We start from the raw sequence: 22,437 nt of genomic DNA on the forward strand, positions 1-22,437 counted from the left end.
CAGGCCGCAGCGGTGTGGCCGAGGTCTCCGTTACCAGCGGTAACGAATAGATGCCCCAGCTCGTGGCGGGGCTCGCAACGGGACGGCCGTGTCGTGAGCCGTCACGCGGACGGTTCGTACTCGACCAGGACTCGGCGCAGGAGTTTGCCCGTCGCGTTGCGGGGGAGGTCTTCGAGGAAGAAGACGTCGCGGGGAACCTTGTAGCGGGCGAGGTTGGCTTTGACGTAGGCCTTGATTTCGTCGGGGACGAGTTCGGCACCGGGTTCGGGGACGATGAAGGCGCGGAGGCGTTTGCCGAATTCGATGTCGTCGACGCCCACTACCGCGGCGTCGAAGATGTCGGGGCGTTCCAGGAGGAGGTTCTCGACCTCTTGTGGGAAGACGTTCTCGCCGCCGGAGACGATCATGTCGTCGTCGCGGCCGTCGACGAACAGCAGGCCGCGCTCGTCGAAGTGCCCGACGTCGCCGCTGGACATGTAGCCGTCGATGATCTGCTTGTTGCGGCCGTCGGTGTAGCCCTTGAACGGCGACCCGGAGCGAATGAAGATGCGGCCCTTCACGTTCTTGGCACGGATGCGCCGGCCGTCGTCATCGAAGAGGGCGACCTCGCAGGTGGTGGGGGCGCGGCCCGCGGTGCCGGGGGCGATGGCGAGATCCTCCGGGCGGGCCACCGTGGCGACCGCGCATTCGGTGGAGCCGTACAGGTTGTAGAGGACCGGCCCGAACACCTCGGCGGTGCGCACCGAGAGTTCCGGTGACAGCGCCGAGCCCGCGATCACGATCGCCTTCAGAGACGAGGTGTCGTACTTATCGCGAATCGTCTTGTCCAGCTCCACCATGCGATGCAGCATGGTCGGCACCGCCACCAGCATGTCGGCGCGGTGCTCGGCGATCAGGCGCAGCGTCCGCTCCGCGTCGAAGCGGCGCGCGGTCACCACCTTGTTGCCGAAAGCCACACCGGCGAGCCAGGTTCCGAACCCGGTGGAGTGGAAGATCGGCGAAACGATGACCATGGTCCCGCCCTGCGGGAAGTCGATGCGATCCACCATCTGCACGGTCGCCAGCGGACTGGTGTGATCGCGCGGCGCGCCCTTGGGCAGTCCGGTGGTACCGCTGGTCAGAATGATGAACCCGCCCGCCTTCTTGGGCGCGGGCAGTGGGGTTTTGGCGTTCGCGGCGATCAGTGCGTCCAGAGTCGTTACCCCCGAAGGGATCTCGGTGCCCTCGTCGACCCAGGTCAGCACCCGCGGCAACTCCGGCGGCAGCGCGTCGAGCAGTCCGATGAACTCGCTGTCGTGCAGCACCGCCCGCACGTTCTCCCGCTCACACACCTGCGCGAACTGTGGCTTCGCGAAACCCGTGTTCATCAGCGCCAATCGGGCGCCGAGCTTGCCGAGCGCGGCCATGGTGAGCAGCAGCCCGCGATGATCGCGTGACAGCACACCGACCACCGTGCCCGGCTTCACCCCGAGCCGCTGCAGCCCGCGCGCGAGCGCATCGGACTGCTCGTCGAGTTCCCGATAGGTGAGTTCCCCGTGCTCGTCGGCCACCGCGGGCCGGTCCGGCCACTTGCGCGCGGCCCGTCGCACCGCGGTCGCGGGTGGTCCGAAGACGCGGCCCTCCAAGGCGGTTCGCACCGTCTCCACCGGTTTGCGTGGATCGGTCAGCCCGAGCTCCCGCAGCCGCCGCAATCCCCGTACCGCCTCCGCGGTGTGCGCCACTCGCTGCTGCGCCATCTCCACGACCGAGGCCACGCCGACCACCTCCGAGTACCGAGCCGTCCGGCCCCACGGCCGGGTAGCGCCACCGTAACAGCGTGGTGTGACCCCTGTTACAGAAAATCGGTCACATAGGACATCGGTACTGATTCGAGAGATTCCCAGCCCCTGTTAACCTCACCGACGCCCGCAGGACATCCCGATCGCACAGGCTGCGGGTTCCAACCCCCAACCTGATGAGGTAACCCCATGGAACTGCTCGCCGTACTCGCCAACCTGGTCACCGCCATGAGCAGCGGAAGCGCCGCGCTCAACGCGCTGTAGGCAGTACTCGTAGGAACAGCCCGCCGAGGGGGTTCGGCGGGCTGTTCGCATTTCCGGGCGAGCTCAGTTCGCGTCGAACCCGGTGGTCAGGCCCAGGTGAGCAGTGGCATCCAGCTCGGCGGCGACGGTGGCCAGCTTGCCCCGGATGCCCCCGACGGCATCCGCGCCCAGCGCCAGGCGCAGCGGTGCGTTCGGCTGACCGACGACGGCCAGCACCGCCGCCGCAGCCTTGTCCGGATCACCCGTCTGCTGCTGGTCGGAGGCGGGCAGCCCCTCTCGGATGGCCCCGACCGTCTCCGCGTAATCCGGGATGGCCGAACCGACGGTGAGCGCGGCAGGGTTCGCGAAACCGGTACGGAACTCACCGGGTTCGACGATCAGCACCTGGATGCCCAGCGGATTCACCTCCGCCGCAAGCGCTTCGCTGGCCAACTCCAGCGCACCCTTGGCCGCGCTGTACGCGCCGACACCCGCGAACGACATGAACCCGCCCATACTGGTCAGCTGCACGATGGTGCCGCCGCGCCGTTCCCGCATCTGCGGCAGCACCAGCTGTGTCAGTCGCAGCGGCCCGAAGAACATGACCTCCATGGCGTCGCGCAGATCGGTCTCACTGATCTCCTCGATCGCGCCGAGGATCCCGTACCCGGCATTGTTGACCAGCACGTCGATCCGTCCGGCCTCCTTCACCGCCCGCTCGGCCGCCGCCGCGTCCCGCACATCCAGCGCCACCACGGTCACCCGATCCGGGTGCGCCGCAACCACATCCGCCATGCTCTCCGGCCGTCGCACCGCGGCCACCACCTCGTCGCCCGCGGCCAGCACGGCCTTGGTGAAGGCCGCCCCGAAACCGCTGTTGGCCCCGGTGATCAGCCAACGGCGGGTGTCCACTGCACTCATGCTCGATCCTTCTCGCTGTGCCCCGGCAGGTCCGAGGTCCCGTCATGAAGCTTGCCTCGTCGCGGCGTGACCCGGCATGGCCCAAAGGTGGAATATAGGAGGGTGACCGGAGCCCTCACCGACCCGAACCGACGGCCGCGGCCGCTGCCCGACGGCGAGCCGCTGAGCGTCGAAGACCATCGGCGCGTGATCGGCGTGCTCGAATCCGTGGACCGCGCAGCGGATCTCACCGAATTCCGGGAGCGCCTGCTGTTGGCGCTGCGCAGCTGGTTCGGATTCACCGGAGTCGCCGTGCTGCACGGGGATACGCTCGCCGCGGCCGTCCAGGACGGCTGCGGCATCCAGGGCGGCTACACCCCCGAATTCCTCGCCGACTACAGCGCCCACTGGATCGACGTGGATCCGCTGCGCGGTGAACCGGCCGGCGAATTGATGCGCAGCCGCGGCGTCATCCGGCTCAGCGAGGTCCCCGGCGGCACCCGCTTCCTCACGGATTTCCTGCGCCCCAACGGAATCAACGACAAGGCCGCGATGCTGGTGGACGGCGGACCCACCGGCGTCCTCTACGTCGGTATGGCCGTCGCCGACGCGCTGCGGGTCCCCGAGCGCGACTTGGCCGTCCTGCACGCCCTGCGCCGCCACCTGGCCCCGCTGGTGACCGACCAGCTCGCGCGAGACCGGGAACGCCGGGCCGCCACCGCCGATTGGCACCTGACACCACGCGAATGGGAGGTCGCCGACCTCGCCGCCCGCGGCCTCACCAACCGGCAGATCGCCGAGCGGCTGTTCATCGGCGTCGACACCGTGAAGAAGCACCTCAGCCGGGTACTGGCCGAAACCTCCTGCACCAGTCGCACCCAGCTCGCCGTCCGTTTCGCTGCCGCCTGAGCCGCGTCCGCCGCAAAATCAGAGGATGAGCGATCTCTTCGATTTCTCCGGCCGCTCCGTGTTCGTGGCCGGGGGTACCAGCGGCATCAATCTCGTTGTGGCTCAAGCGTTCGCGCGGGCGGGGGCATCGGTGGCGGTGCTCTCGCGAACGCCGGAGAAGGTGCGGGCGGCCGTCGACTCGCTGGGGGAGTGCGGGGTCACCGCCCTCGGCTTCGTCGCCGACGTCCGCGACTACGAGGCGGTCGCCGAGGGCATCGCCGCCACCTGCGCCGAACTCGGCGAACTCGATATCCTGATCTCCGGTGCGGCCGGGAACTTCCCCGCCGCAACGGAATCCATGTCACCGCGGGCCTTCGCCGCGGTCGTCGACATCGATCTCAAGGGCACGTTCAATGTGCTGCGTGCCGCCCGCGAGCATCTACGCACCCCGGGCGCGGCGGTCATCACTATCTCCGCGCCGCAGGCCAGCATCCCGATGACGTTGCAGGCCCACGCCTGCTCCGCCAAGGCCGGGGTGGACATGCTCACCAAGGTCGCGGCCCTGGAATGGGCGGCCGCCGGGATCCGCGTCAACGCCGTGGTGCCCGGCCCCATCGAGGACACCGAGGGCATGGCGCGGCTGGCGCCCACCCCCGAAATGGCCGAGCTGGTCGCGAAATCCGTTCCGCTGGGCCGCTACGGCACCGCGCAGGAGATCGCCGACTGCTGCCTGTGGCTGGCCTCGCCGCTGGCCTCCTACGTCAACGGCGCGATCATCCCCGTCGACGGCGGCTGGTCGCTCGGCGGCGCGTCGGAGGTGTTCACGGCCATGCGAAACCTGCTGTCGGACTGAGCCGTTCAGTGCCCGCCCGCGGCGATCTGCTTCGGATCGATGAAGGATTGCAGCGGTGACAGGTGCGTGTACGTATCGAGCAGCGCCCGCCCGAGCGTGGCATGCGCCTCGACGATGGGGTTGGTGGCCCCGTAATTGTCGGCGTCCGGCGATTGATCGGCGAAGAACGAGAACACCACCAGCGGCGCGCCGGCCGCGTCGAACATGATCCCGGTATCGTGCCGTTTGTCATCGGACGCACCGTGTTTGGTGGCGAAACGCGCCCGCTCGTCCGAGGACATGATGCGGCGCACCCCGTCGGTGTACCCGACCGAGGACCAGGTCATAATCCGCAGCACCGCCTGCGTCGACTCCTTCGACAGCAGCGTCCCCGACGCCAGCCGGTACAGCAGATCATTGTTCTCCCGGGGCGTGGTGTACCCCAAATAGAACCGGCTCTCACCCGGCACCGGCGTCACCCGGGTTTGCTTGAACCCCAGCCGATCCAGGGTGTCGTTGATCTGATCCCCGGACACGAACCGCGACATCAACCGCACCGCGGTGTTGTCGGACACCTGCAGCATGGTCGTCAGCAGATTCGCGACGGTCAGCTGATCCCCGAACGCCGCCTGATTCAAATACAGCCCACTGCCGTCGGCCACCATGTCCGCGTCCAGCGTGGTGGTGTCGGACATCTTCACCCGCCCGGCATCCACCTCGCTCATCAGCGCCGTCATCACCGCCAGCTTCTGCACACTGGCCCCCTCGATGACGAAGTCCGCATCCTCCTCCAGCACGGTCTCCGGCTTCCCCGAGCCCAAATCGCTGACCAGACAATGCCACCGCCCCCCGGCGAGTGCCGTGATCGCCCGATACTGCGCATCGAACGCCGGTCCGATCACCGGCACTCCCGCCCGCGCCCGCCCCGTCCCCATCAGCCCCCCGGCCGCAATAGCCCCGGCCCCCAATAGCATCCGCCTACTGAATCCACGCACCGCCGAAACCTAGCCGCGCAGATCACATTTCAGCAACCGCGGACCGGATAACCCCAGATCACCCTGCCGAGCCCGTCATGTTGCCGAGGATTGTCGCGCACGAGGCTCCGGCTGCGGGCGCGCAGACGAACGGACCCAGCAACAATGCCAGCAGTGACCCGAGTGCCGCGCCGCTGCCCGAGCTTGCAATGGGGGATATGAACACGTTCGCACTCCACTCGTCCGATTGCCGCCGTCGGCAATTCGTTGCACAGCCTAAATGGATTGCCGGCGTGCCGCGACGCGAGAGAATCCCGAGCTAGCGGGCCGGTTGAGGCTGGGGGATCTGCCAGGCTTCAGCCAGGCGGGAGTGGCGGAGTTGGGTTCCGCCGCCGAAGTATTCGCAGAACTTCATGATCAGCGGATCCCAGCCGCGGGGATCGACGTGAGCGGTGCCGGGCACGATCAAATCCTCGTCCACGTGGGCTCGCACGATCCGAACGGTGTGTGCGGTGACACTGCCGCCGTCATCGAAGGGCCGCGAGGACAACACTTTCCCTTCGAGCTGAATCGAGCACTCGGCAATCCGGGGTGGCCCGACGATCTCCGACGCCGCGGGCGTCAGTCCCGCCGCCCCGAACTTGTCGGGCTCATACCGATACCCCTTCTCCACCTTGTGCGGCGTCATCTCCGGTGAACCGCTCAACAACGCCAGTCGATCCACGGCCGACGCCAGCGCCGAGGACGGCAGATTCAGCACGCATTCCCGCTCCCGCAGCAGGTTCTGCGTGGTCTGCGATGCGGTATTCATCCCCAGCATGCATTGATCGCCCAGCCACCAGGCCGACGACATCGGCGCGATATTCGCGCTGCCGTCCGCATTCCGGCTGCTGATCAACACCACCGGAGTCCCGAAGTACAGAACCTTCAAATCAATCACTCGATGCATGGCATTCACCCTGCTGTGCCCGGTGATCTCGTGCTGGCAGGAATCGGACGCTGCGTCCCCGCGTTCAGCTCGGCCGCAGATTGTCCATGAGCAGGCCGAGGGCGAATTCGAAGCGCTGGTGCCCGGTGCCGGAAATCAGTTCGGCGGCATGGCGTTTGGTCTGCGGGTACTTGTCGGCGGGCAGGGAGCTGAAGCGGTCCAGCAGCTCCTCGTGGCTGAGCACCCATTCCTGATCGGAATTGCGGCGGCGCTGCTGGACCAGTGACTGTTCCAGCGCATAGGCGCTGACGTAGAGCGACAGCGCATCCCGCGCCCATCCGGCCGTCTTCGGTTCGATGCCGCCCGCGAGCAGGATCGCCAGGATTCCCTCACCCACCCGCAGCGTCTCCAGATTGGTGGACACCATGGCCAGTGCGGCGCGCGAGATGCCGGGGTATTTCAGGTACAGATCGCGGATCTGCGTGTACACCCCGAGCAGCTGGTCGCGCCAGGCGTCCGGATCCGGTTCCGGGAGTACGACTTCGGCGTACAGCCTGCCGATCAGCAGGTCATCGATGTCGTCCTTGTTGACGATGTGCGCGTACAGCGACGACGGGCCGGTGGCGAGCACGGCGGCGACCCGGCGAATGGTCAACGCGTCGTACCCCTCGGTGGCGACGACCTCCAGCGCTGCATCGGTGATCCGATCCACGGTGATCGGCTGCTTGCGCGGTGCGGCCGCGGCAGCCTCCGCCCCCGATTGGGCGTGACGAGCTGCGCGGCGTTGGCGTGGATCGGTCGGCATGACAGCCACCATACCTTGACACGAACTTAGTTCGTCCCGTAGAACTTAGATCGTCATAACGAACTAAGTTCGTGTCGATTTCTGGAGGTGCGTGATGCGAGTTTCCATCGTCGGAGCCGGTCTGGGCGGTCTGGCACTCGCCCAAGGTCTGCGCGATACCGGTGTCGAAGCCGAGGTATTCGAGCGTGACCCGGGCATCGTCGCCCGCTTCCAGGGCTACCGACTCGTCCTCAACCCGATCGGCTTCCAAGCGGTCCGCGACTGCCTGCCGACCCGCTGGCACCCGCTGCTCGACGAGATCGTCATGGACGCGACTGCCGAGCAACTGATCCTCGACCCGCAGCTCAACGAGATCGGCAAGCTCGGCGCGGGCCGCAGCGGCATCGTCGTCGACCGCCAGGTACTGCGGCACCTGCTGCTGACCGGCCTCACCATCCACACCGATGCCGCCCTCACCGACTACGACGTCCTGCCCGACGGCAAGGTCCAAGCCCACTTCACTCACCGCGCCCCGGTTGTCGGTGACCTGCTCGTCGGCGCGGATGGTGTCACCTCCGCGGTCCGCGGATTGCTCTCGCCCGAGACCACGCCTACCGACACCGGCGTCCGCTTCGTCATCGGCCGCACCCCCATCACCGACGAATTCGCTGTCCTCGCCAAGGCTTTCGGTTCGAAGATCGCCGGAGACGGCGTCAGCCTCCTGCTCGGCGCCATGCGCTTCCGCACCCCGCCCAAGCAGGCCGCCGAACAACTCGCCCCCGAAGTGACGCTCCCCGACATCGGCGACTACATCCGCTGGGCCATGATCCTGCCGCCGAACGGCTCGCTCGAGGACCTGACCGCCCAGGACGCCGTGCTGTCGCATATGCAAGGCTGGCACCCGGCCCTGCGTGCCCTGATCGAGCAGGCCGACCCCGACAACAGCACCCTGCTCTCCATTCGCGTCGTCAAGCCCGGGCAGCGCTGGACGTCAGGTCCGGTGACCCTGCTCGGCGACGCCATCCACGCCACCTCCCCGACCGGTGGCAACGGCGCCAACACCGCACTGCGTGACGCGGACCTGTTGCGCCGCAACCTGATCGACGCTCACGCGGGGCGCAAAACCCTGCTCACCGCAGTCTCCGACTACGAGCTGGAGATGTTCGAGTACGGTGCCGAGGCCGTGCGCAGCAGCCTCGAAAAGCTCCCCGCCTTCGCTCCCGAAGCCAAGCTTTCCTGACCCCTCCCGTTCGGCTAACGTCAGGTTGATATCTCAAATGGTCAATCTGGAATCTTAGTCATGAAGGGAGACCGCGTGACCACCGCTTTGATCATCGGCGACCTGCAACGGGGAATCACGGGCGGTTACCCGTTCGCCGCGGAAGTCGTGCCGCCGCTCACAGCGCTGCTCCCACGGGCTCGGGCTGCGGGCGTGCTGGTGGCGTTCGTGCACTTCGCTTTTCGCGGCAACGGGGCCGACCTGCCGCCGGGCAACGCGCTCTACCGAAGCTTCTACGACCTCGGGGACGACTTCCACGAGGGTTCGGCGGGCGTCGAGATCGATCTGCCGGTCGCCGCGGAGGATGTCGTCGTAATGAAGCGGCGGGCAAGCGCTTTCGCGGGCACAGATCTCGACCTGGTGTTGCGTGCCCGCGGTGTCGACAGGGTCGTGATCGCCGGGGTCGCGACCAGCGCCATGGTCGCCGCCACCTGCTACGACGCCTCGGATCGCGGCTATGCGGTGACGGTGCTGCGGGACGGCTGCGCCGACGGCGATCCGCAGATGCACGCGTTCTTCGTCGACACGGTATTCCCCAGCCGGGGTTTCGATGTCGTCTCCTGCGCGGAGTGGATTCAGTAGCGCGTCGGTAGTTCAGTGCGTCGGTAGTTCGATGGGCGCTCGGCTCACCGACGCGCTCCTCGACAGCACCTGCAGAATGTCGAGACGCACACGCTCGCAACGCTTGTGGGTGGCGTCGTAGGCGCCGTCGGCGTCACGCTCACGCAGCCGTTCCACGATCGCCTTCAATTCCCCGGGCGGGCTGGCGATATCGGGCGCGATCAAGGCGGCCATCCGCAGGATCCGTTCGAGCTCGTCGATCACATCGACCACCGCCTTCGCCAGGCGACCGTTACCACCGGCATTGGCGATGATGCCCTCGAACTCGATCCCCGCGCGCAGCGAATCCTCCAGTCCCGCTTCACCCGCCACGCGGGCGTAGGGCACCTCGGCCAACGCCGCCAGCCGGTCCAGCGCAGGCCCCGGGATCCCGTTCCGGGCCGCGGTGCGGGCGGCCTCGCTGGACAGCACCGACCGCAGCGCACACAGATCGTCGGTGTCCTGCAACGTCACCGGACTGACCACATAACCCGCCCGCGGCAGCGCGCTCACCAGACCGTCTCGTCGCAACCGTGCCAACGCCTCCCGGACCGGCGTCTTGCTGGTCTGCCCCTGCTGGGTGAGCGACGCTTCCGTGAAACTGCTGCCGGGCGGCAGCTTCAAATCGATGATCTGACGCCTGATCGCCCGGTAGGCCAGACCGGTGCGATCGAGCCCCGACTCGTCGCGGCCGACCATGAGCAGCGCTGGGATATGGGGCGTCCCCGCGATCACGCTGTGAATATCCGACACGCGGACAGTATGCCAGCGTGAACCATTGATATAGCAGCTGACCACAAGATGTTCGCCATAGAGATACCTAAGGTTGAAATTGATATCTCAGCATGCGAGGCTGGCCGCATGAGCCCACTCCCGACGGATCCACGCAATCACAGCGCCAACTCCCGTCTGCGGCACTCGATTCCAGTCGTCGTAGCCTTCGCCGCCGCAGGCGCCCTGCTGAACGCGCCAACCGCATCGGCCGAAATCGGCGCCCAGGTCCTGATCGCAGGCGGTGGCTTCAGCAACGGCTTCGGCACCGGCTGCACCTACCAGGTAATCGCCAACGGCACCGGCCCCTCCGGAATGACCTTCTACGACAACGGCACCCAATTCGCCACCACCGAAGGCAGCCCCACCCCGAAGACCCAAACCGCCAACTGGACCCCCACCACCCCCGGCCCCCACACCCTCCTCATCACCCAGGCCGACACCACCAAAACCATCGCCCTAACGGTCGGCACCGGCATCAACGCAGGCAGCTCCTGCCTGGTCATCTAAGGAGTTTTCGAATGTCCCCCCGCCGCGCGTCCTACGCCCTCACCTTGATCGCCGCAGCCACCCTCACCACCGCTGCCCCCGCGGTAGCCGCCCCCCTCCCGCTCGAACCACCCACCCCACCAACCGAGTCCGTCGCCGGCGGCCTGTGCAACATGGATCCACTGATCGGCCTGTGGTGCTTCGTCGCTGGCTTCTCGGCGTAGGCCGATGAAGATCTCGAAGTCGTAAGTCCATCCGCGGCGGTGGGGGCGACCGTCGACTACCAGTCGCGAGTGGCGATCAGTTCCTCCGCGTCGGCATCTGCGAACCCGTAGGCCGAGGCGATGAACCAGAAGTCTTCGCCGATCTCCTCCCGAGCAACCGTCTCGATCTCGCTCCCCGCCGCCTCGAACTCCGCCTCCAACAGGTTGAACTCCCCCGTCGCGGCCCACGTGAGCGCATACAGCCCCGCCAGATCCGAAGGCTTCTGGGCCTCGATCCGCTCGCACAGCCGCACCAGAATCGCAGCCCCCTTATCGAGCACACGATCAGGAAAGTACGCATCCGCATACAGAGGCTGCAGAAACCTACGTTCCGCCACGAGCCGGTTCGTGATCGTCATAACGCTCCATCCGTGGCAAGGCCCTGAACAACAAGAAACCGGTGCGGACCGTGGAGGTCCGCACCGGTTTCTCGTTGTATCAGAACCTACTTCAGCTTGTCGCTGGACAGGCCGAGGACTCGGCGGGCCACGATGAGCTGCTGGATCTGCTGGGTGCCTTCGAAGATGTCGAGGATCTTCGAGTCGCGGCCCCACTTTTCCAGGAGGGTGCGCTGGGAGTAGCCGGTGGCACCGGCCAACTCGACCGCCTTGAGGGTGACGTCCGTGCCCATGCGGCCGGCCTTGGCCTTGGACATGGAGGCCTCGAGGGAGTTGGGCTTCTTGTTGTCGGCCATCCAGGCGGCGCGGAGGGAGAGGAGGTAGGCCGACTCCCAGTCTGCTTCCAGGCGGAGGAATTCCGCGGCGGCGGCGTGCTGGTTGTTGGCGGGCTTGTCGTAGGAGATCTCGATGCCTGCGTCGGTCAGGACCGTACGCAGCTCCTCGAGGGCGGCGCGGCCTACGCCTACGGCCATGGCGGCGACGAGGGGGCGGGTGTTGTCGAACGTCTGCATGACGCCCGCGAAACCCTTCTCCACGTTGACTTCCGGGGAGCCGAGGATGTTGTCCTTCGGGATGCGGCAGTCCTCGAAGCGGATCTCCGCGGTGTCGGACGCCTTGATGCCGAGCTTGTGCTCGAGGCGGGACACGGTCAGGCCCTTGGCATCCCGCGGGACCACGAAGGACTTGATGGCGGCGCGACCCGCCGACTTGTCCACCGACGCCCACACCACGATGTGGGTGGCGCGCGAGCCCGCGGTCACGAAGATCTTGGTGCCGTTGAGGACCCACTCGTCACCGTCGAGGGTGGCGGTCGCGGTGACGGCCGCGGAGTCGGAGCCGAAGGACGGCTCGGTGATGGCCATGGCGGCCCACACCTTGCCGAAGCGCGACAGCTGCTCGTCGGTGGCGACCGCGGCGATGGCGGCGTTGCCGAGACCCTGGTAGGGGATCGACAGCATCAGGCCGACGTCGCCCCAGGAGGTCTCCAGCGCGTTCATCAGCGCGGACATGTTGCCGCCGTTGGTGTTACCCAGCAGCTCGGTGGCGTGCACGTCCTTCTTCTCGTCGTCGACCTGACGGCCGCCGGTGGCACCGGAAATCTGCTCGGTGCCGGAGTCGGACAGGCCCTCGACCATGGCGGCCATGGTGTCCAGCTCGACCGGGTACTCGTGCTCGGCCAGGTCGTACTTGCGCGAAGCCGGGCGGAAGATCTCCTGCGCGACCTGGTGCGCCTGGTTGGCACTGGCCCGCAGCTTCTTGGGGAGTTCGAGATTGATCATTGGTGTCTCCGTTAGGAAGTCGGGGCTAGATGAGGACGATGCCTTCGGCGACGCCGACGCCGCGCAGATCGCGGTACCAGCGCTCGACCGGGTGCTCCTTGGTGAAGCCGTGGCCGCCCAGCAGCTGCACGCCGTCGAGGCCGATCTGCATGCCCTTGTCGGTGGCCAGCTTCTTGGCCAGCGCCGCCTCGCGAGCGAACGACAGCCCCTGCTCCGCGCGTGACGCACCCCGCAGGGTCACGAGACGAAGACCATCCAGCTCGATCGCCATATTGGCGACCATGAACGCGACCGCCTGCCGGTGGGCGATCGGCTCACCGAACGCCTCGCGCTCCTTCACATACGGAATCACGTAGTCCAGCACGGCCTGACCGGTGCCGATAGCCAGCGAGGCCCAGCCCAGACGGGCCAGCCGCACGGCATCGGCGTACTCCTCGGCGCGCACCGCACCCTCGGAATCACCCAGCAGCGCGGTGGTCGGCACCGCGACATTGTTGAGCACCAGGCGACCCAGGCCCGCGGCCCGCATACCCATGCTCGGATCGGCCTCGACCGAGAGACCCGCGGTGTCGGACTCGACGATGAAGAAGGTGGGACGGCCATCCAGCTCGGCGGCGACCACGAACAGCTCGGCGTCACCGGCGGCCGGGACCAGGGTCTTCACACCGTTGAGGCGGAAACCGGAAGGCGAGCGAGTCGCCTTGGTCTGCAACGCGAACGGATCGAACAGCGCCTGCGGCTCGGAGATGACGACCGACGCCTGCGGCACGTTCTCACCCGCGAACGAACCCAGGTAGGTCTTCTGCTGCGCGTCGGAACCCCACTGCGACAGCGCGACCGCGACACCGCTCGGCGCCAGGATCGGCAGCGCCAGGCCCATGTCGCCGTGCGAAAGCGCCTCGGCCACCAGCGAATTGGTGACCGCGCCACGCTCGGACGCCGCACCCTCGAGCTCCTCGGGCACGTTGATGAGGGTCACACCCAGCTCGGCGGCGCGCTCGAGCAGATCGCGCGGAGCCTTGGCGGCATTGTCGGCCTCGTACGCGGCCGGGCGCAGGATCTCGGCGGCGAACTCGCGCACCGTCTCGACGATCATCTGCTGCTCGTCGGTCGGGGTGAGGTCGAAGTAGTCCTTCTTACGAGACTCGTTGGCGGGCAGCCGCTTCGGCGCGCCACCTCCGGCGACCTTCTCGAACGCGCGGGTCGCGGCACCGAGGGTGCGGAATCCGGTCTTGGTGCCCTCGTAGGTGAGGCGCTCGATCGGCTTGCGCAGCTTGTACTTCTCGGCGAGTTCGGACCCCGTGATGGTCGTCATGACCCGCATCGCCGCGCCCATCCAGTCGCGTTTGACCGGGTTCAGGCCAACGGCGGAGGTATCCCGCTTCGTTGCGGTGTCTCGAGTGCTCATAATCACCAGTTTTCTATCGAGGAGGTGGGTGATCCTGCCCAGCAATCTTACTCCTGAGTAAGACTATCTTACTTCAGAGTAAGAAGTGCCGTCCAGGCTTGTCGAATCGCCTGGTCAGCGCGGTGGTTCGAACTTACTCGCCGGTACCGTGCGGATCTAGTGAAACAAACTCGCTTCAGAAGGTCGCGAGCTGGGCTAGGGTGCAGGCGCATAACCCGCTCCTGATGAAGGTTGTACATATGAAGATTGCGCTCGGAACCGTCGGCTTCATTGCCGCCGGTCTGTTCCTCACTGCCCCGGCCGCCAACGCCGACGTGACGCTGCAGCCGATCGACGTCGGCATCACCGGCTCCGGCGCCGGCGTCACCGGGTCGGGCACCGGCTCCGGTGCCGGCGGCAGCAACTGCGGCAGCGGCCCGGCCGCCGAGCTCTCGCTCGGTTCCGCCGGTGTCGGCTCCTCCGTGGGTGGCCCGTACATCGACTTCGGCTCGGTGTGTGTCCCGCTGCTCGGCTGAGAAGTGAGGGCGTAGCCGACATCTGACGGCAAGCCAACGCCCCGGCGTCGGGACCGCAGCCCACGCCGGGTACACCCCGCACAACCGGTGGCCCGGCCGCCCCGGAAATGCGACCATTCGGGGGATGGAAAATCGGCCGGTTGCCCCCACGGGTGGTGAAACCTACTGGATAGCGGGGATTTTCGCGGCAGTCATGACCGCGCTCTCCGGCCGGTACGGGTACCACCGTGACGAACTCTATTTCTTGGCCGCGGGACGGCATCTGGATTGGGGATACGCCGATCAGCCGCCGCTGGTGCCATTGCTGGCCCGCGCGATGTCGGGCATCGACTCGAATTCCGTCATGTTGCTGCGAGTTCCGGCCACGCTGGCGGCGACCATCGTGGTGATCTGCGCGGGCTTCTACGCTCGCGAATTCGGTGGCGGGCGTAAGGCGCAGGCGATTTCGGCCGCGGCCGTGGCCTCCGCCGCACTCTTGGCCGGGGCCGGGCACACCCTCAGCACGGCGATAGTCGATCTGGCCGTCTGGTCGGTGCTGATGCTGCTCGTGCTGCGTTTGCTGCGCATGCCTTTCGAACCGCGTTGGTGGCTCGCGATCGGCGTGGTCGCCGGGATCGGCGTGCAGAACAAGGCCCTCATCGTGGTTCCGCTTGCCGCACTGGCGCTCTCGCTCCTGGTGACCGGGCCGCGTGAAGTGTTCGCCACCAGATACTTTCCGATGGCGCTGGGGATCGCGGCGGTGATCAGCGCGCCCTACATCGTGTGGCAGGCCCGCAACGGCTGGCCGCAGTGGGCGCTGAGCCGGGCCATCGCGGGCGGTTCCTCGGGCAGTTCGAATACCCGAATCCAGTTCGTGCTCCTGCAATTCGGGATGATCGGGCTGCTGGTGTTCCCGCTGTGGATCGCCGGCCTGTGGTGGCTGTGGCGATGCAAACGCGAGGGACGATCGCCGTACCGGGCCTTCACCCTGGCCTACGGGCTGCAGTACCTCGTCTACCTGATCATGGTCGGCAAGGCGTACTACCTCGGCGGAATGTATCCGCTACTGCTCGCGGCCGGGGCCGTCGCGGCCGAACCCTGGCTCGCCCGCGGTCGAATACGCACCGCCGCACTGGTTTCGGCCATCGTCGCCGACGCGGTGTTCTCGGTGCTGGTCTTCCTGCCAGCCCTGCCGATATCCGTGCTGCGCAACCCGTCGCCGGTGCTGGCCATCAACAAGGAGGCAGGGGAGACCGTCGGCTGGCCGCAGTTCACGGCCCGGATCGCCGATATCCGTGCGCATTCCGCGCCCGACGCCGACCTGCTCACCGCCAACTACGGCGAGGCGGGCGCGGTGGAGCAGTACGGCAGACCCCTAGGCCTGCCGACCCCGCACAGCGCGGACAACGCCTACTGGTGGTGGGGGCCGCCCGGCGGCACGCACCCCGTGATCGTCATCGGCATGACCGCCGACCAGGTCACCCGCTTCTGCCTCGACCCGGAACCCTTGGGCCGCATCGACAACGGCCGCGATATCCACAATATCGAGCAGGGCCGCGCGATCATCCTCTGCCGCACGCCCCGCCGTCCGTGGTCCGAGATGTGGCCCGCCATGCGGCATCTCGGCTGACTACTACGCCTGCAGCGCCGCCAGCACCTGATCCTGCAGATGCGAATTGGTCGCCACCGCGCTGCCGCCGTGCGGGCCCGGCTTACCGTCCAGCGCGGTGAAGGTGCCACCGGCCTCGCGGATCAGGATGTCCAGCGCCGCCATATCCCACAGGGAGAGTTCGGGTTCGGTGACGATGTCGACCGCGCCCTCGGCCAGCAGCGCGTAGCCGAAGAAGTCGCCGTAGCCACGGACGCGCCATACCTCGTCGGTGAGTGCGATGAGCTTGGCGCGGCGGCCGATCGCCCGCCAGCCCGACAGGCTGGAGATAGCCAGGCTGGCGGCACCCAGCTCGGCCACCGCGGACACCGAGATCGCGCGCGGCTCACCGCCTTCGAAGCTGCTCCACGCGCCCGCGCCGGAAGCGGCCCACCACCGCCGGGACAGGGCCGGAGCGCTCACCACGCCCACCACCGGAACGCCGTCCTCGAGCAGAGAGATGAGCGAGGCCCACACCGGCACCCCGCGCACGAAGTTCTTGGTCCCGTCGATGGGGTCGATCACCCACTGCCGACCCTGGAATTCGACATCCCCACCGAACTCCTCGCCGAGCACCAGATCCCCGGCCCGCTCGGTCGCGAGCAGCTCGCGCACGGTGCGCTCGACCGCGAGATCCGCATCCGAGACCGGCGTCAGATCCGGCTTGGAATCGATCTTCAAGTCGAGCGCGCCGAACCGCTCACGGGTAATAGCGTCGGCCGCGTCGGCCAGCCTCAGCGCAAGTTCCAGGTCAGCGGAGTAATCGGTCACGCGAGATCACGTTAGTCCTCCCCCGTTAACGCCCGGTGTCCCACCGACGCCTCAGGCGAGGACGGCTTGGTTGCGGGCGGTGGCCAGCGCGGTCGACCACCACTCGAGCTGATCCAGCAGGCGGGTGGCGAGCTGCTCGAATTCGGCAGGCTCCCGCAGCTCACCCGACTGGTCGAACAGCAGGAAGTAGCGCGGGAAGGAGACGTAGTCCTTCACCGTGTGGGCATTGAGTTCGTTGAAGATCGCGCGCAGGCCCTCGATGGCGAGCAGGCCGCCGGACTTGCCGCTGTAGCCGACGAAACCGATGCTCTTGCGATCCCACTGCGTGTAGTGCCAGTCGATGGCCGTCTTCAGCGACGCCGGGAAGCTGCGATTGATATCGGGCGTCACGACCACGAACGCGTCGGCGGCCGCCAGCCGCTGCGCCAATTCCTCGCCGTTGCCGGGGCGGATCGGGTTCGGCTCCATGAGCGGGGACACCGCGGGCAGCGCATGCGGCAGGTCGTAATCGGCCAGATCGACGACATCGATCTCGAACGCCCCGTGCCGCCGGGCCTGCTCGGCGATCCAGTTGGCCACCACCGGTCCGAAACGTCCTTCCCGGACGCTGCCGATGATCACCGCGAGGCGCAGGGGAGTGCTGGTCATGATGGGCTCCTTCGAGATTCGCCGCGGCCGGTCGGCCGCTCGAGATCAACTCTGCGAGCTGCCGCGATCGCTAGGGAGACCACGCTGAGAGTGGTAGTGGCAGGGACACCATAAGAACCGCGTCCGTTGCTAGCGTCGAATACGTGAGCGAGAACGAGCTGGGACTGTTCCTGCGGCTGCGCCGGGAGGCGGTCACCCCCGCCGAGGTGGGCCTTCCGACCGGGCCGCGTCGCCGCACACCCGGCCTGCGGCGTGCCGAATTGGCCACGCTCGCAGGGGTTTCGGTGGAATACCTGACCCGCCTCGAACAGGGCCGCGACCGGCATCCCTCCGCGCCCGTACTGATCGCGCTGGCTGATGCGCTGCGATTGACTCCCGCCCAGCGGGTACACCTGCTCAATTTCGCCAAGGCCGGGGATCCGAACTTCAACTGCCGCGGCGGTTCCGGACCCAACCGCCGCATCCGCCCGGCCGTGCAGGCCATGCTGGATCAGCTCGAGCCCGCGCCCGCGGCGGTCATGAACCGGCTCAGCGAGATCCTCGCGGTGACCGACGGCTACCGCGCGCTCTTCGGCCCGATCGGCCTGCTCGACGGTGGTCTGCCGGGCAGCTATGCCCGCTACGTGCTGTCTGACCCGCGCGCCCGCACCGCCTACCCGGACTGGGAACACAAGGCCGACAAGTGCGTTGCCCAGCTGAAGCAAGGCCCCGGCCGCGCCGACCCACATGTCAACGCACTCATCGAGGACCTGGCCGCCACCGTCGGCCCCGAATTCACCCACCGCCTCGACACCATCCCCGGCCTCCCCGACACCAACGGCGTCGGCCGCCTCGACCACCCGGAAGCCGGGTCGCTGCGCCTGGCCTACGAAACCCTGAACCTCTCGGCCGACGACGACCAGTTCCTCATGGTCTACCTCCCCGCCGACGACGCCACGGCCACCGCCCTCGACCGACTGGTCGGTCGCCGCCCCGGCGGTCTGCGCGCGGTCGCCGGGTGAACGATTGGAACGTGACAACTGATTTGTCGCCGACCGGGGTAACTCCTTGGGTACGTCCAAAATCGGTTCGTCTCCCGGCCGCCGGCACGGGTGCAGGAATTATTACGGCACTGAGCCGTCCGCTGAAGTCTCGGGGAGGCGGGGGAGTGTTTCAGCTAGTCGGGGCCTGCCGGTAGATTTGACGATCGTGCATCCTGACGTCTCCGCTGATCTGGCCGAACTCGACACGACTCTGAAGACCATCGAGTCCGTGCTCGACATCGAGGAGCTCGCTCGCCGCATCGATGAGCTGGAACAGCAGGCCGCGGACCCGGAGCTGTGGAACAACCAGGAGCACGCGCAAGCCGTGACCAGTGAGCTCTCGCACGCGCAGAGCGAACTGCGCCGGGTGCGCGATCTGCGGCAGCGGCTCGAGGATCTGCCGGTGCTCTACGAGCTCGCCGAGGCCGAGGAGGGCGCGGATCAAACCGCCGCCCTGGCCGACGCCGATGCCGAGCGCAAGAACCTGCACGCCGATGTCGAGGCCATGGAAGTCCGGACCCTGCTCTCGGGCGAGTACGACAAGCGTGAGGCGCTGGTCAATATTCGTTCCGGCGCGGGTGGCGTGGACGCCGCCGACTGGGCGCAGATGCTGATGCGCATGTACGTGCGCTGGGCGGAGAGCCACAAGTACTCGGTCGAGATCTACGACACCTCGTACGCGGAAGAGGCCGGCATCAAGTCGGCGACCTTCGCGGTGAAGTCGCCGTACGCGTACGGCACGCTATCCGTCGAAATGGGCACGCACCGACTGGTCCGTATCAGTCCGTTCGACAACCAGGGCCGCCGGCAGACCTCCTTCGCCGAGGTCGAGGTGCTGCCCGTGGTCGAGACCACCGACCACATCGAGATCCCCGAGGGCGAGATCCGCGTCGACGTCTACCGGTCCTCCGGTCCCGGCGGCCAGTCGGTCAACACCACCGACTCCGCGGTCCGCCTGACGCACATCCCGACCGGCATCGTCGTCACCTGTCAGAACGAGAAATCGCAGCTGCAGAACAAGATTTCGGCCATGCGCGTGCTGCAGGCCAAGCTGCTGGAACGCAAGCGGCAGGAAGAACGCGCCACCATGGACGCGCTCAAGACCAACGAGGGCGCGTCCTGGGGCAACCAGATGCGCTCCTACGTGCTGCACCCGTACCAGATGGTCAAGGATCTGCGCACGGGCTACGAGGTCAACAACCCCTCCGCCGTGCTCGACGGCGACATCGATGCTTTCATCGAATCCGGCATTCGCTGGCGCATGCGGGATCAAGCGACCAACTAGAGGTAGGGCATGAATCTTCTCGCCGCTGGCACGGGGGCCGATCTCGGGAACTGGCTCCGATCCAGCGGTCTCGAGATCGTGCTGTTGATCGTCGGCGCCATGCTGTTCAGCCGGGCCGCGACCTTTGTGCGCGACCGGATCACGCGTCGCATCGACGCCGAATTCCGCAGCAGTGATTCGCTGGTGCGCTCCGAGGCGGCCAAGCATCGGCATGCGCTGGCGCAGGTCATCACCTGGGTGGTGCTGTCGGTCGTCTACTTCCTGATCTCGCTGGAAGTATTGCGGCGCTTGGGATTCGAACTCGGCGGTCTGGTCGCTCCTGCGGCGGTGCTCGGCGCCGCGATCGGCTTCGGCGCGCAGCGGATAGTGCAGGATCTGCTCGCCGGATTCTTCCTGATCACCGAAAGGCAGTACGGCTTCGGCGATGTCGTGCGGATAGCCGTCACTGGAAACTCGACCGAGGCCGAGGGTACGGTCGAGGACGTCACGTTGCGCATCACGACTCTGCGTAGCGCCGACGGTGAAGTGATAACAGTCCCGAACGGTCAGATCGTGAAAGTGACCAACCTGTCGAAGGATTGGGCGCGCGCCGCCATCGACGTGCCCGTACCCGCCACCGCCGACATCAACAAGGTCAACGAGATCCTGCGGGACGTGGGGGCCAAGGCCTTCGCCGACCGCAAACTGAAAACCCTGCTGCTGGACGAGCCCAGCGTCATGGGTGTCGAAGATCTCACCGTGAATCAAATGAACATCAAGATGGTGGCCCGGACGCTCCCGGGCAAACAGTTCGAAGTCGGACGCGAGTTGCGGGTGCGGGTAGCCGCGGCGCTGCGCCGGGAGGGTTTGAGTGAGAACACGTAAGTCCACGGCGATCCTGATGGCCGTGTGGGTAGCAACGTTCGTGCTGTACATCTTCGTCAAGCCCGCAGAACACGAGTCCAAGACCGCTCCGGCGATCGTGAACACCATGCTCAGCAACTATCTGCCAAACACTCCGGAGCCACCGGCAAGGTGAGTTGACGTCCGCGCGGTGTGGTCGGCCACCGGCTCGCCGTGGCTACACTGGCTCCCCGTGATAACCCTGCGCAACGTCACCAAGTCTTATCAGACCTCGACGCGGCCAGCGCTGGACAACGTCTCCGTCGATATCGGAAAAGGCGAGTTCGTCTTCGTCATCGGGCCCTCGGGCTCGGGTAAGTCCACGTTCATGTCGCTGCTGCTCAAGGACGAAACACCGACCACCGGTGAAGTCTGGGTGGCCGACTTCCGCGTCGACAAGCTGCCCGGCCGCAAGGTCCCGCAGCTGCGTCAGCGCATGGGCTGCGTGTTCCAGGACTTCCGGCTGCTGCAGCAGAAGACCGTGGAACAGAATGTGGCGTTCGCGTTGGAAGTGATCGGCAAATCTCGAGCATTCATCAATCGCTCGGTGCCGGAAGCCCTCGACATGGTCGGGCTCGCTGGAAAGGCCGACCGGCTGCCCGGTGAACTCTCCGGCGGTGAACAGCAGCGCGTGGCCCTCGCCCGCGCCTTCGTGAACCGGCCGCTGGTGCTGCTGGCCGACGAACCGACCGGCAACCTCGACCCGGAGACGAGTGCGGACATCATGACTCTGCTCGAACGCATCAACCGCACCGGAACCACGGTGGTGATGGCCACCCACGACAACACCATCGTCGATGCCATGCGCCGGCGCGTGGTCGAACTCGATCGCGGGCGCATCGTGCGCGACGACGAGATGGGTGTTTACGGGGTGGGCCGGTAATGCGCGCGGGATTCCTTTTCAGCGAGGTCTTCACCGGCCTACGCCGCAATGTCACCATGACGCTGGCCATGATCCTCACCACCGCGGTCTCGCTGACCATGCTCGGCGGCGGGCTGTTGGCGGTGCGGATGGCCGACAAGATCCAGGACTACTACGTCCAGCGCGTCGAGATCCGGCTCTACCTCGACGATCAGACCTCGCGCACCGACCCGGACTGCACCGGGCAGCCGTGCGCGTCGCTGATGTCGGATCTCAAGAGCCACGCGGACGTGGCCAACGTGCAGTTCGTCAACAGCGCGGACGCGGTGAAGGAGGTCAAGGAGACCACCTTCAAGGATCAGCCCGGCCTCGCCGACGAGGTGAGCAAGGACGGCCTGCCCGCCTCGTTCCGAGTGAAGCTGACCGACGTCACCAAATACCGGTCCATCTATGACGATTTCTCCAAGCGGCCCGGTGTCACCACCGTGCTGAATGACATGGACATCGTCGACCGGCTCACCAGCTTCTTCGTCGGATTGCGCAATGCCGCCTTCGGTTTGGCGGCGCTGCAAGCACTGGCCGCCATCTTGCTGATCGCCAATATGGTGCAGGTGGCGGCGCTGGCCCGGAAGACCGAGGTCAGCATCATGCGACTGGTCGGCGCGACACGCTGGTACACCCAGTTGCCCTTCCTCCTGGAAGCGGTACTGGCGGCACTGGTGGGATCGGTTCTGGCCGTGGCGGGTTTGTTCGTCGCGCAACCACTGGTGATCAACCGCGCCCTCGGGTCACTCTTCAATGACCAGGTGCTGCCCCGCATCACGAGCGACGACATCGCTGCCGTTGCGATCATCGTCACACCCATCGGCATCGGATTCGCCGCTCTCGCCGCCTATGCCGCATTGCGGTACTACGTCCGCGAGTAAGGGTGCGAAGTTTCGCTGATACGTGCCAACGGGGTTCAAGCTGTCGGGCGTTATCCGTAGGATTGCGGCCGTGAGCGCGCCGGA

At 66.8% G+C, this 22,437-nt stretch carries 25 protein-coding genes; 14 read left to right on the top strand and 11 right to left on the bottom strand.

From position 1 onward, the window contains the following. Window positions 1–101 precede the first annotated feature (101 nt). Both ACYVN4_RS03600 and ACYVN4_RS03605 read right to left on the bottom strand, forming a co-directional pair. Window positions 102–1,736, bottom strand: a complete 1,635-nt coding sequence (locus ACYVN4_RS03600) for an acyl-CoA synthetase (protein WP_460718356.1) — start codon at window positions 1,734–1,736, stop codon at window positions 102–104. A gap of 369 nt (window positions 1,737–2,105) precedes the next feature. Further along, window positions 2,106–2,942, bottom strand: a complete 837-nt coding sequence (locus ACYVN4_RS03605) for an SDR family NAD(P)-dependent oxidoreductase (RefSeq protein WP_460717764.1) — start codon at window positions 2,940–2,942, stop codon at window positions 2,106–2,108. Between the two features lie 102 nt (window positions 2,943–3,044). Between ACYVN4_RS03605 and ACYVN4_RS03610 the strand changes: the two genes are divergently transcribed. Beyond that, a complete protein-coding gene (locus tag ACYVN4_RS03610) occupies window positions 3,045–3,830 on the top strand; it encodes a helix-turn-helix transcriptional regulator (protein ID WP_460717765.1) in 786 nt (261 codons plus the stop codon). A 25-nt stretch (window positions 3,831–3,855) separates the two neighbouring features. Then, entirely contained in the window at window positions 3,856–4,662 is an 807-nt protein-coding gene (locus tag ACYVN4_RS03615; RefSeq protein ID WP_460717766.1) for an SDR family oxidoreductase, read from the top strand. A gap of 5 nt (window positions 4,663–4,667) precedes the next feature. Here ACYVN4_RS03615 and ACYVN4_RS03620 read toward each other — a convergent pair whose 3' ends face one another. The 3 genes from ACYVN4_RS03620 to ACYVN4_RS03630 form a co-directional block, all read right to left on the bottom strand. Further along, a complete protein-coding gene (locus ACYVN4_RS03620; RefSeq protein WP_460717767.1) occupies window positions 4,668–5,543 on the bottom strand; it encodes a serine hydrolase in 876 nt (291 codons plus the stop codon). A gap of 391 nt (window positions 5,544–5,934) precedes the next feature. Further along, the gene (locus tag ACYVN4_RS03625) at window positions 5,935–6,564 is read right to left on the bottom strand and encodes a flavin reductase family protein (protein ID WP_460717768.1); all 630 of its coding nucleotides are present in this window, start codon (window positions 6,562–6,564) and stop codon (window positions 5,935–5,937) included. A 64-nt stretch (window positions 6,565–6,628) separates the two neighbouring features. Further along, window positions 6,629–7,348, bottom strand: a complete 720-nt coding sequence (locus ACYVN4_RS03630) for a TetR/AcrR family transcriptional regulator (protein ID WP_460717769.1) — start codon at window positions 7,346–7,348, stop codon at window positions 6,629–6,631. Window positions 7,349–7,442: 94 nt separating this feature from the next. Here ACYVN4_RS03630 and ACYVN4_RS03635 point away from each other — a divergent pair, with 94 nt between their 5' ends. Next, entirely contained in the window at window positions 7,443–8,567 is a 1,125-nt protein-coding gene (locus ACYVN4_RS03635; RefSeq protein WP_460717770.1) for an FAD-dependent oxidoreductase, read from the top strand. A 75-nt stretch (window positions 8,568–8,642) separates the two neighbouring features. Then, on the top strand, window positions 8,643–9,188 hold the full coding sequence (locus ACYVN4_RS03640; protein WP_460717771.1) for a cysteine hydrolase family protein: 546 nt from the start codon (window positions 8,643–8,645) through the stop codon (window positions 9,186–9,188). A 12-nt stretch (window positions 9,189–9,200) separates the two neighbouring features. Here ACYVN4_RS03640 and ACYVN4_RS03645 read toward each other — a convergent pair whose 3' ends face one another. Then, entirely contained in the window at window positions 9,201–9,959 is a 759-nt protein-coding gene (locus ACYVN4_RS03645; protein WP_460717772.1) for a GntR family transcriptional regulator, read from the bottom strand. Window positions 9,960–10,067: 108 nt separating this feature from the next. Here ACYVN4_RS03645 and ACYVN4_RS03650 point away from each other — a divergent pair, with 108 nt between their 5' ends. Beyond that, window positions 10,068–10,487, top strand: coding sequence for a hypothetical protein (locus tag ACYVN4_RS03650; protein ID WP_460717773.1), 420 nt, complete (start codon window positions 10,068–10,070; stop codon window positions 10,485–10,487). A gap of 11 nt (window positions 10,488–10,498) precedes the next feature. Further along, window positions 10,499–10,690, top strand: coding sequence for a hypothetical protein (locus ACYVN4_RS03655; protein ID WP_460717774.1), 192 nt, complete (start codon window positions 10,499–10,501; stop codon window positions 10,688–10,690). Between the two features lie 56 nt (window positions 10,691–10,746). Here ACYVN4_RS03655 and ACYVN4_RS03660 read toward each other — a convergent pair whose 3' ends face one another. The 3 genes from ACYVN4_RS03660 to ACYVN4_RS03670 form a co-directional block, all read right to left on the bottom strand. Next, the gene (locus ACYVN4_RS03660; RefSeq protein WP_460717775.1) at window positions 10,747–11,088 is read right to left on the bottom strand and encodes a DUF5713 family protein; all 342 of its coding nucleotides are present in this window, start codon (window positions 11,086–11,088) and stop codon (window positions 10,747–10,749) included. Between the two features lie 86 nt (window positions 11,089–11,174). After that, entirely contained in the window at window positions 11,175–12,407 is a 1,233-nt protein-coding gene (locus ACYVN4_RS03665; RefSeq protein WP_460717776.1) for an acyl-CoA dehydrogenase family protein, read from the bottom strand. A 25-nt stretch (window positions 12,408–12,432) separates the two neighbouring features. Further along, a complete protein-coding gene (locus tag ACYVN4_RS03670; RefSeq protein ID WP_460717777.1) occupies window positions 12,433–13,821 on the bottom strand; it encodes an acyl-CoA dehydrogenase family protein in 1,389 nt (462 codons plus the stop codon). 233 nt (window positions 13,822–14,054) lie between these two features. On the opposite strand from ACYVN4_RS03670, the gene ACYVN4_RS03675 reads away from it, so the two are divergent. Both ACYVN4_RS03675 and ACYVN4_RS03680 read left to right on the top strand, forming a co-directional pair. Next, window positions 14,055–14,330: a hypothetical protein gene (locus ACYVN4_RS03675; protein WP_460717778.1), complete on the top strand. Its 276-nt coding sequence runs from the start codon at window positions 14,055–14,057 to the stop codon at window positions 14,328–14,330. Between the two features lie 124 nt (window positions 14,331–14,454). Beyond that, a complete protein-coding gene (locus ACYVN4_RS03680) occupies window positions 14,455–15,939 on the top strand; it encodes a glycosyltransferase family 39 protein (protein WP_460717779.1) in 1,485 nt (494 codons plus the stop codon). Between the two features lie 3 nt (window positions 15,940–15,942). Here the strand turns inward: ACYVN4_RS03680 and hisN are convergent, their stop codons facing one another. Continuing rightward, window positions 15,943–16,728 carry a histidinol-phosphatase gene (hisN, locus tag ACYVN4_RS03685; protein ID WP_460717780.1) on the bottom strand — a complete coding sequence of 262 codons (786 nt, stop codon included), beginning with the start codon at window positions 16,726–16,728 and terminating at the stop codon, window positions 15,943–15,945. Window positions 16,729–16,779: 51 nt separating this feature from the next. Then, window positions 16,780–17,376, bottom strand: coding sequence for an NADPH-dependent FMN reductase (locus ACYVN4_RS03690; protein ID WP_460717781.1), 597 nt, complete (start codon window positions 17,374–17,376; stop codon window positions 16,780–16,782). A 143-nt stretch (window positions 17,377–17,519) separates the two neighbouring features. On the opposite strand from ACYVN4_RS03690, the gene ACYVN4_RS03695 reads away from it, so the two are divergent. From ACYVN4_RS03695 to ftsX, 6 genes are all read left to right on the top strand, one after another. Continuing rightward, window positions 17,520–18,377, top strand: coding sequence for a helix-turn-helix transcriptional regulator (locus ACYVN4_RS03695; RefSeq protein ID WP_460717782.1), 858 nt, complete (start codon window positions 17,520–17,522; stop codon window positions 18,375–18,377). Window positions 18,378–18,564: 187 nt separating this feature from the next. Next, window positions 18,565–19,683, top strand: coding sequence for a peptide chain release factor 2 (prfB, locus tag ACYVN4_RS03700; RefSeq protein ID WP_460717783.1), 1,119 nt, complete (start codon window positions 18,565–18,567; stop codon window positions 19,681–19,683). A gap of 9 nt (window positions 19,684–19,692) precedes the next feature. After that, window positions 19,693–20,547: a mechanosensitive ion channel family protein gene (locus tag ACYVN4_RS03705; protein WP_460717784.1), complete on the top strand. Its 855-nt coding sequence runs from the start codon at window positions 19,693–19,695 to the stop codon at window positions 20,545–20,547. Continuing rightward, on the top strand, window positions 20,534–20,701 hold the full coding sequence (locus ACYVN4_RS03710; protein ID WP_460717785.1) for a hypothetical protein: 168 nt from the start codon (window positions 20,534–20,536) through the stop codon (window positions 20,699–20,701). The genes ACYVN4_RS03705 and ACYVN4_RS03710 overlap by 14 nt, the downstream gene beginning before the upstream one ends. A 57-nt stretch (window positions 20,702–20,758) precedes the next feature. After that, window positions 20,759–21,448 carry a cell division ATP-binding protein FtsE gene (gene ftsE, locus ACYVN4_RS03715; protein WP_379361040.1) on the top strand — a complete coding sequence of 230 codons (690 nt, stop codon included), beginning with the start codon at window positions 20,759–20,761 and terminating at the stop codon, window positions 21,446–21,448. Continuing rightward, window positions 21,448–22,353, top strand: coding sequence for a permease-like cell division protein FtsX (gene ftsX, locus ACYVN4_RS03720; RefSeq protein ID WP_460717786.1), 906 nt, complete (start codon window positions 21,448–21,450; stop codon window positions 22,351–22,353). Before ftsE ends, ftsX begins: the two co-directional genes overlap by 1 nt. Window positions 22,354–22,437 lie beyond the last annotated feature (84 nt).

The organism is Nocardia heshunensis, from assembly GCF_054782115.1.

Bases quoted from the DNA above. Each gene is read 5' to 3' on its own strand.
- ACYVN4_RS03615 (WP_460717766.1), top strand. From the start codon at position 3,856: ATGAGCGATCTCTTCGATTTCTCCGGCCGCTCCGTGTTCGTGGCCGGG.
- ACYVN4_RS03600 (WP_460718356.1), bottom strand. From the start codon at position 1,736: ATGGCGCAGCAGCGAGTGGCGCACACCGCGGAGGCGGTACGGGGATTG.
- ftsX (WP_460717786.1), top strand. From the start codon at position 21,448: ATGCGCGCGGGATTCCTTTTCAGCGAGGTCTTCACCGGCCTACGCCGC.
- ACYVN4_RS03660 (WP_460717775.1), bottom strand. From the start codon at position 11,088: ATGACGATCACGAACCGGCTCGTGGCGGAACGTAGGTTTCTGCAGCCT.
- ACYVN4_RS03675 (WP_460717778.1), top strand. From the start codon at position 14,055: ATGAAGATTGCGCTCGGAACCGTCGGCTTCATTGCCGCCGGTCTGTTC.
- ACYVN4_RS03705 (WP_460717784.1), top strand. From the start codon at position 19,693: ATGAATCTTCTCGCCGCTGGCACGGGGGCCGATCTCGGGAACTGGCTC.
- ACYVN4_RS03605 (WP_460717764.1), bottom strand. From the start codon at position 2,942: ATGAGTGCAGTGGACACCCGCCGTTGGCTGATCACCGGGGCCAACAGC.
- ACYVN4_RS03650 (WP_460717773.1), top strand. From the start codon at position 10,068: ATGAGCCCACTCCCGACGGATCCACGCAATCACAGCGCCAACTCCCGT.
- ACYVN4_RS03680 (WP_460717779.1), top strand. From the start codon at position 14,455: ATGGAAAATCGGCCGGTTGCCCCCACGGGTGGTGAAACCTACTGGATA.
- ACYVN4_RS03655 (WP_460717774.1), top strand. From the start codon at position 10,499: ATGTCCCCCCGCCGCGCGTCCTACGCCCTCACCTTGATCGCCGCAGCC.
- ACYVN4_RS03625 (WP_460717768.1), bottom strand. From the start codon at position 6,564: ATGCATCGAGTGATTGATTTGAAGGTTCTGTACTTCGGGACTCCGGTG.
- ACYVN4_RS03635 (WP_460717770.1), top strand. From the start codon at position 7,443: ATGCGAGTTTCCATCGTCGGAGCCGGTCTGGGCGGTCTGGCACTCGCC.
- ACYVN4_RS03665 (WP_460717776.1), bottom strand. From the start codon at position 12,407: ATGATCAATCTCGAACTCCCCAAGAAGCTGCGGGCCAGTGCCAACCAG.
- ACYVN4_RS03690 (WP_460717781.1), bottom strand. From the start codon at position 17,376: ATGACCAGCACTCCCCTGCGCCTCGCGGTGATCATCGGCAGCGTCCGG.
- ACYVN4_RS03630 (WP_460717769.1), bottom strand. From the start codon at position 7,348: ATGCCGACCGATCCACGCCAACGCCGCGCAGCTCGTCACGCCCAATCG.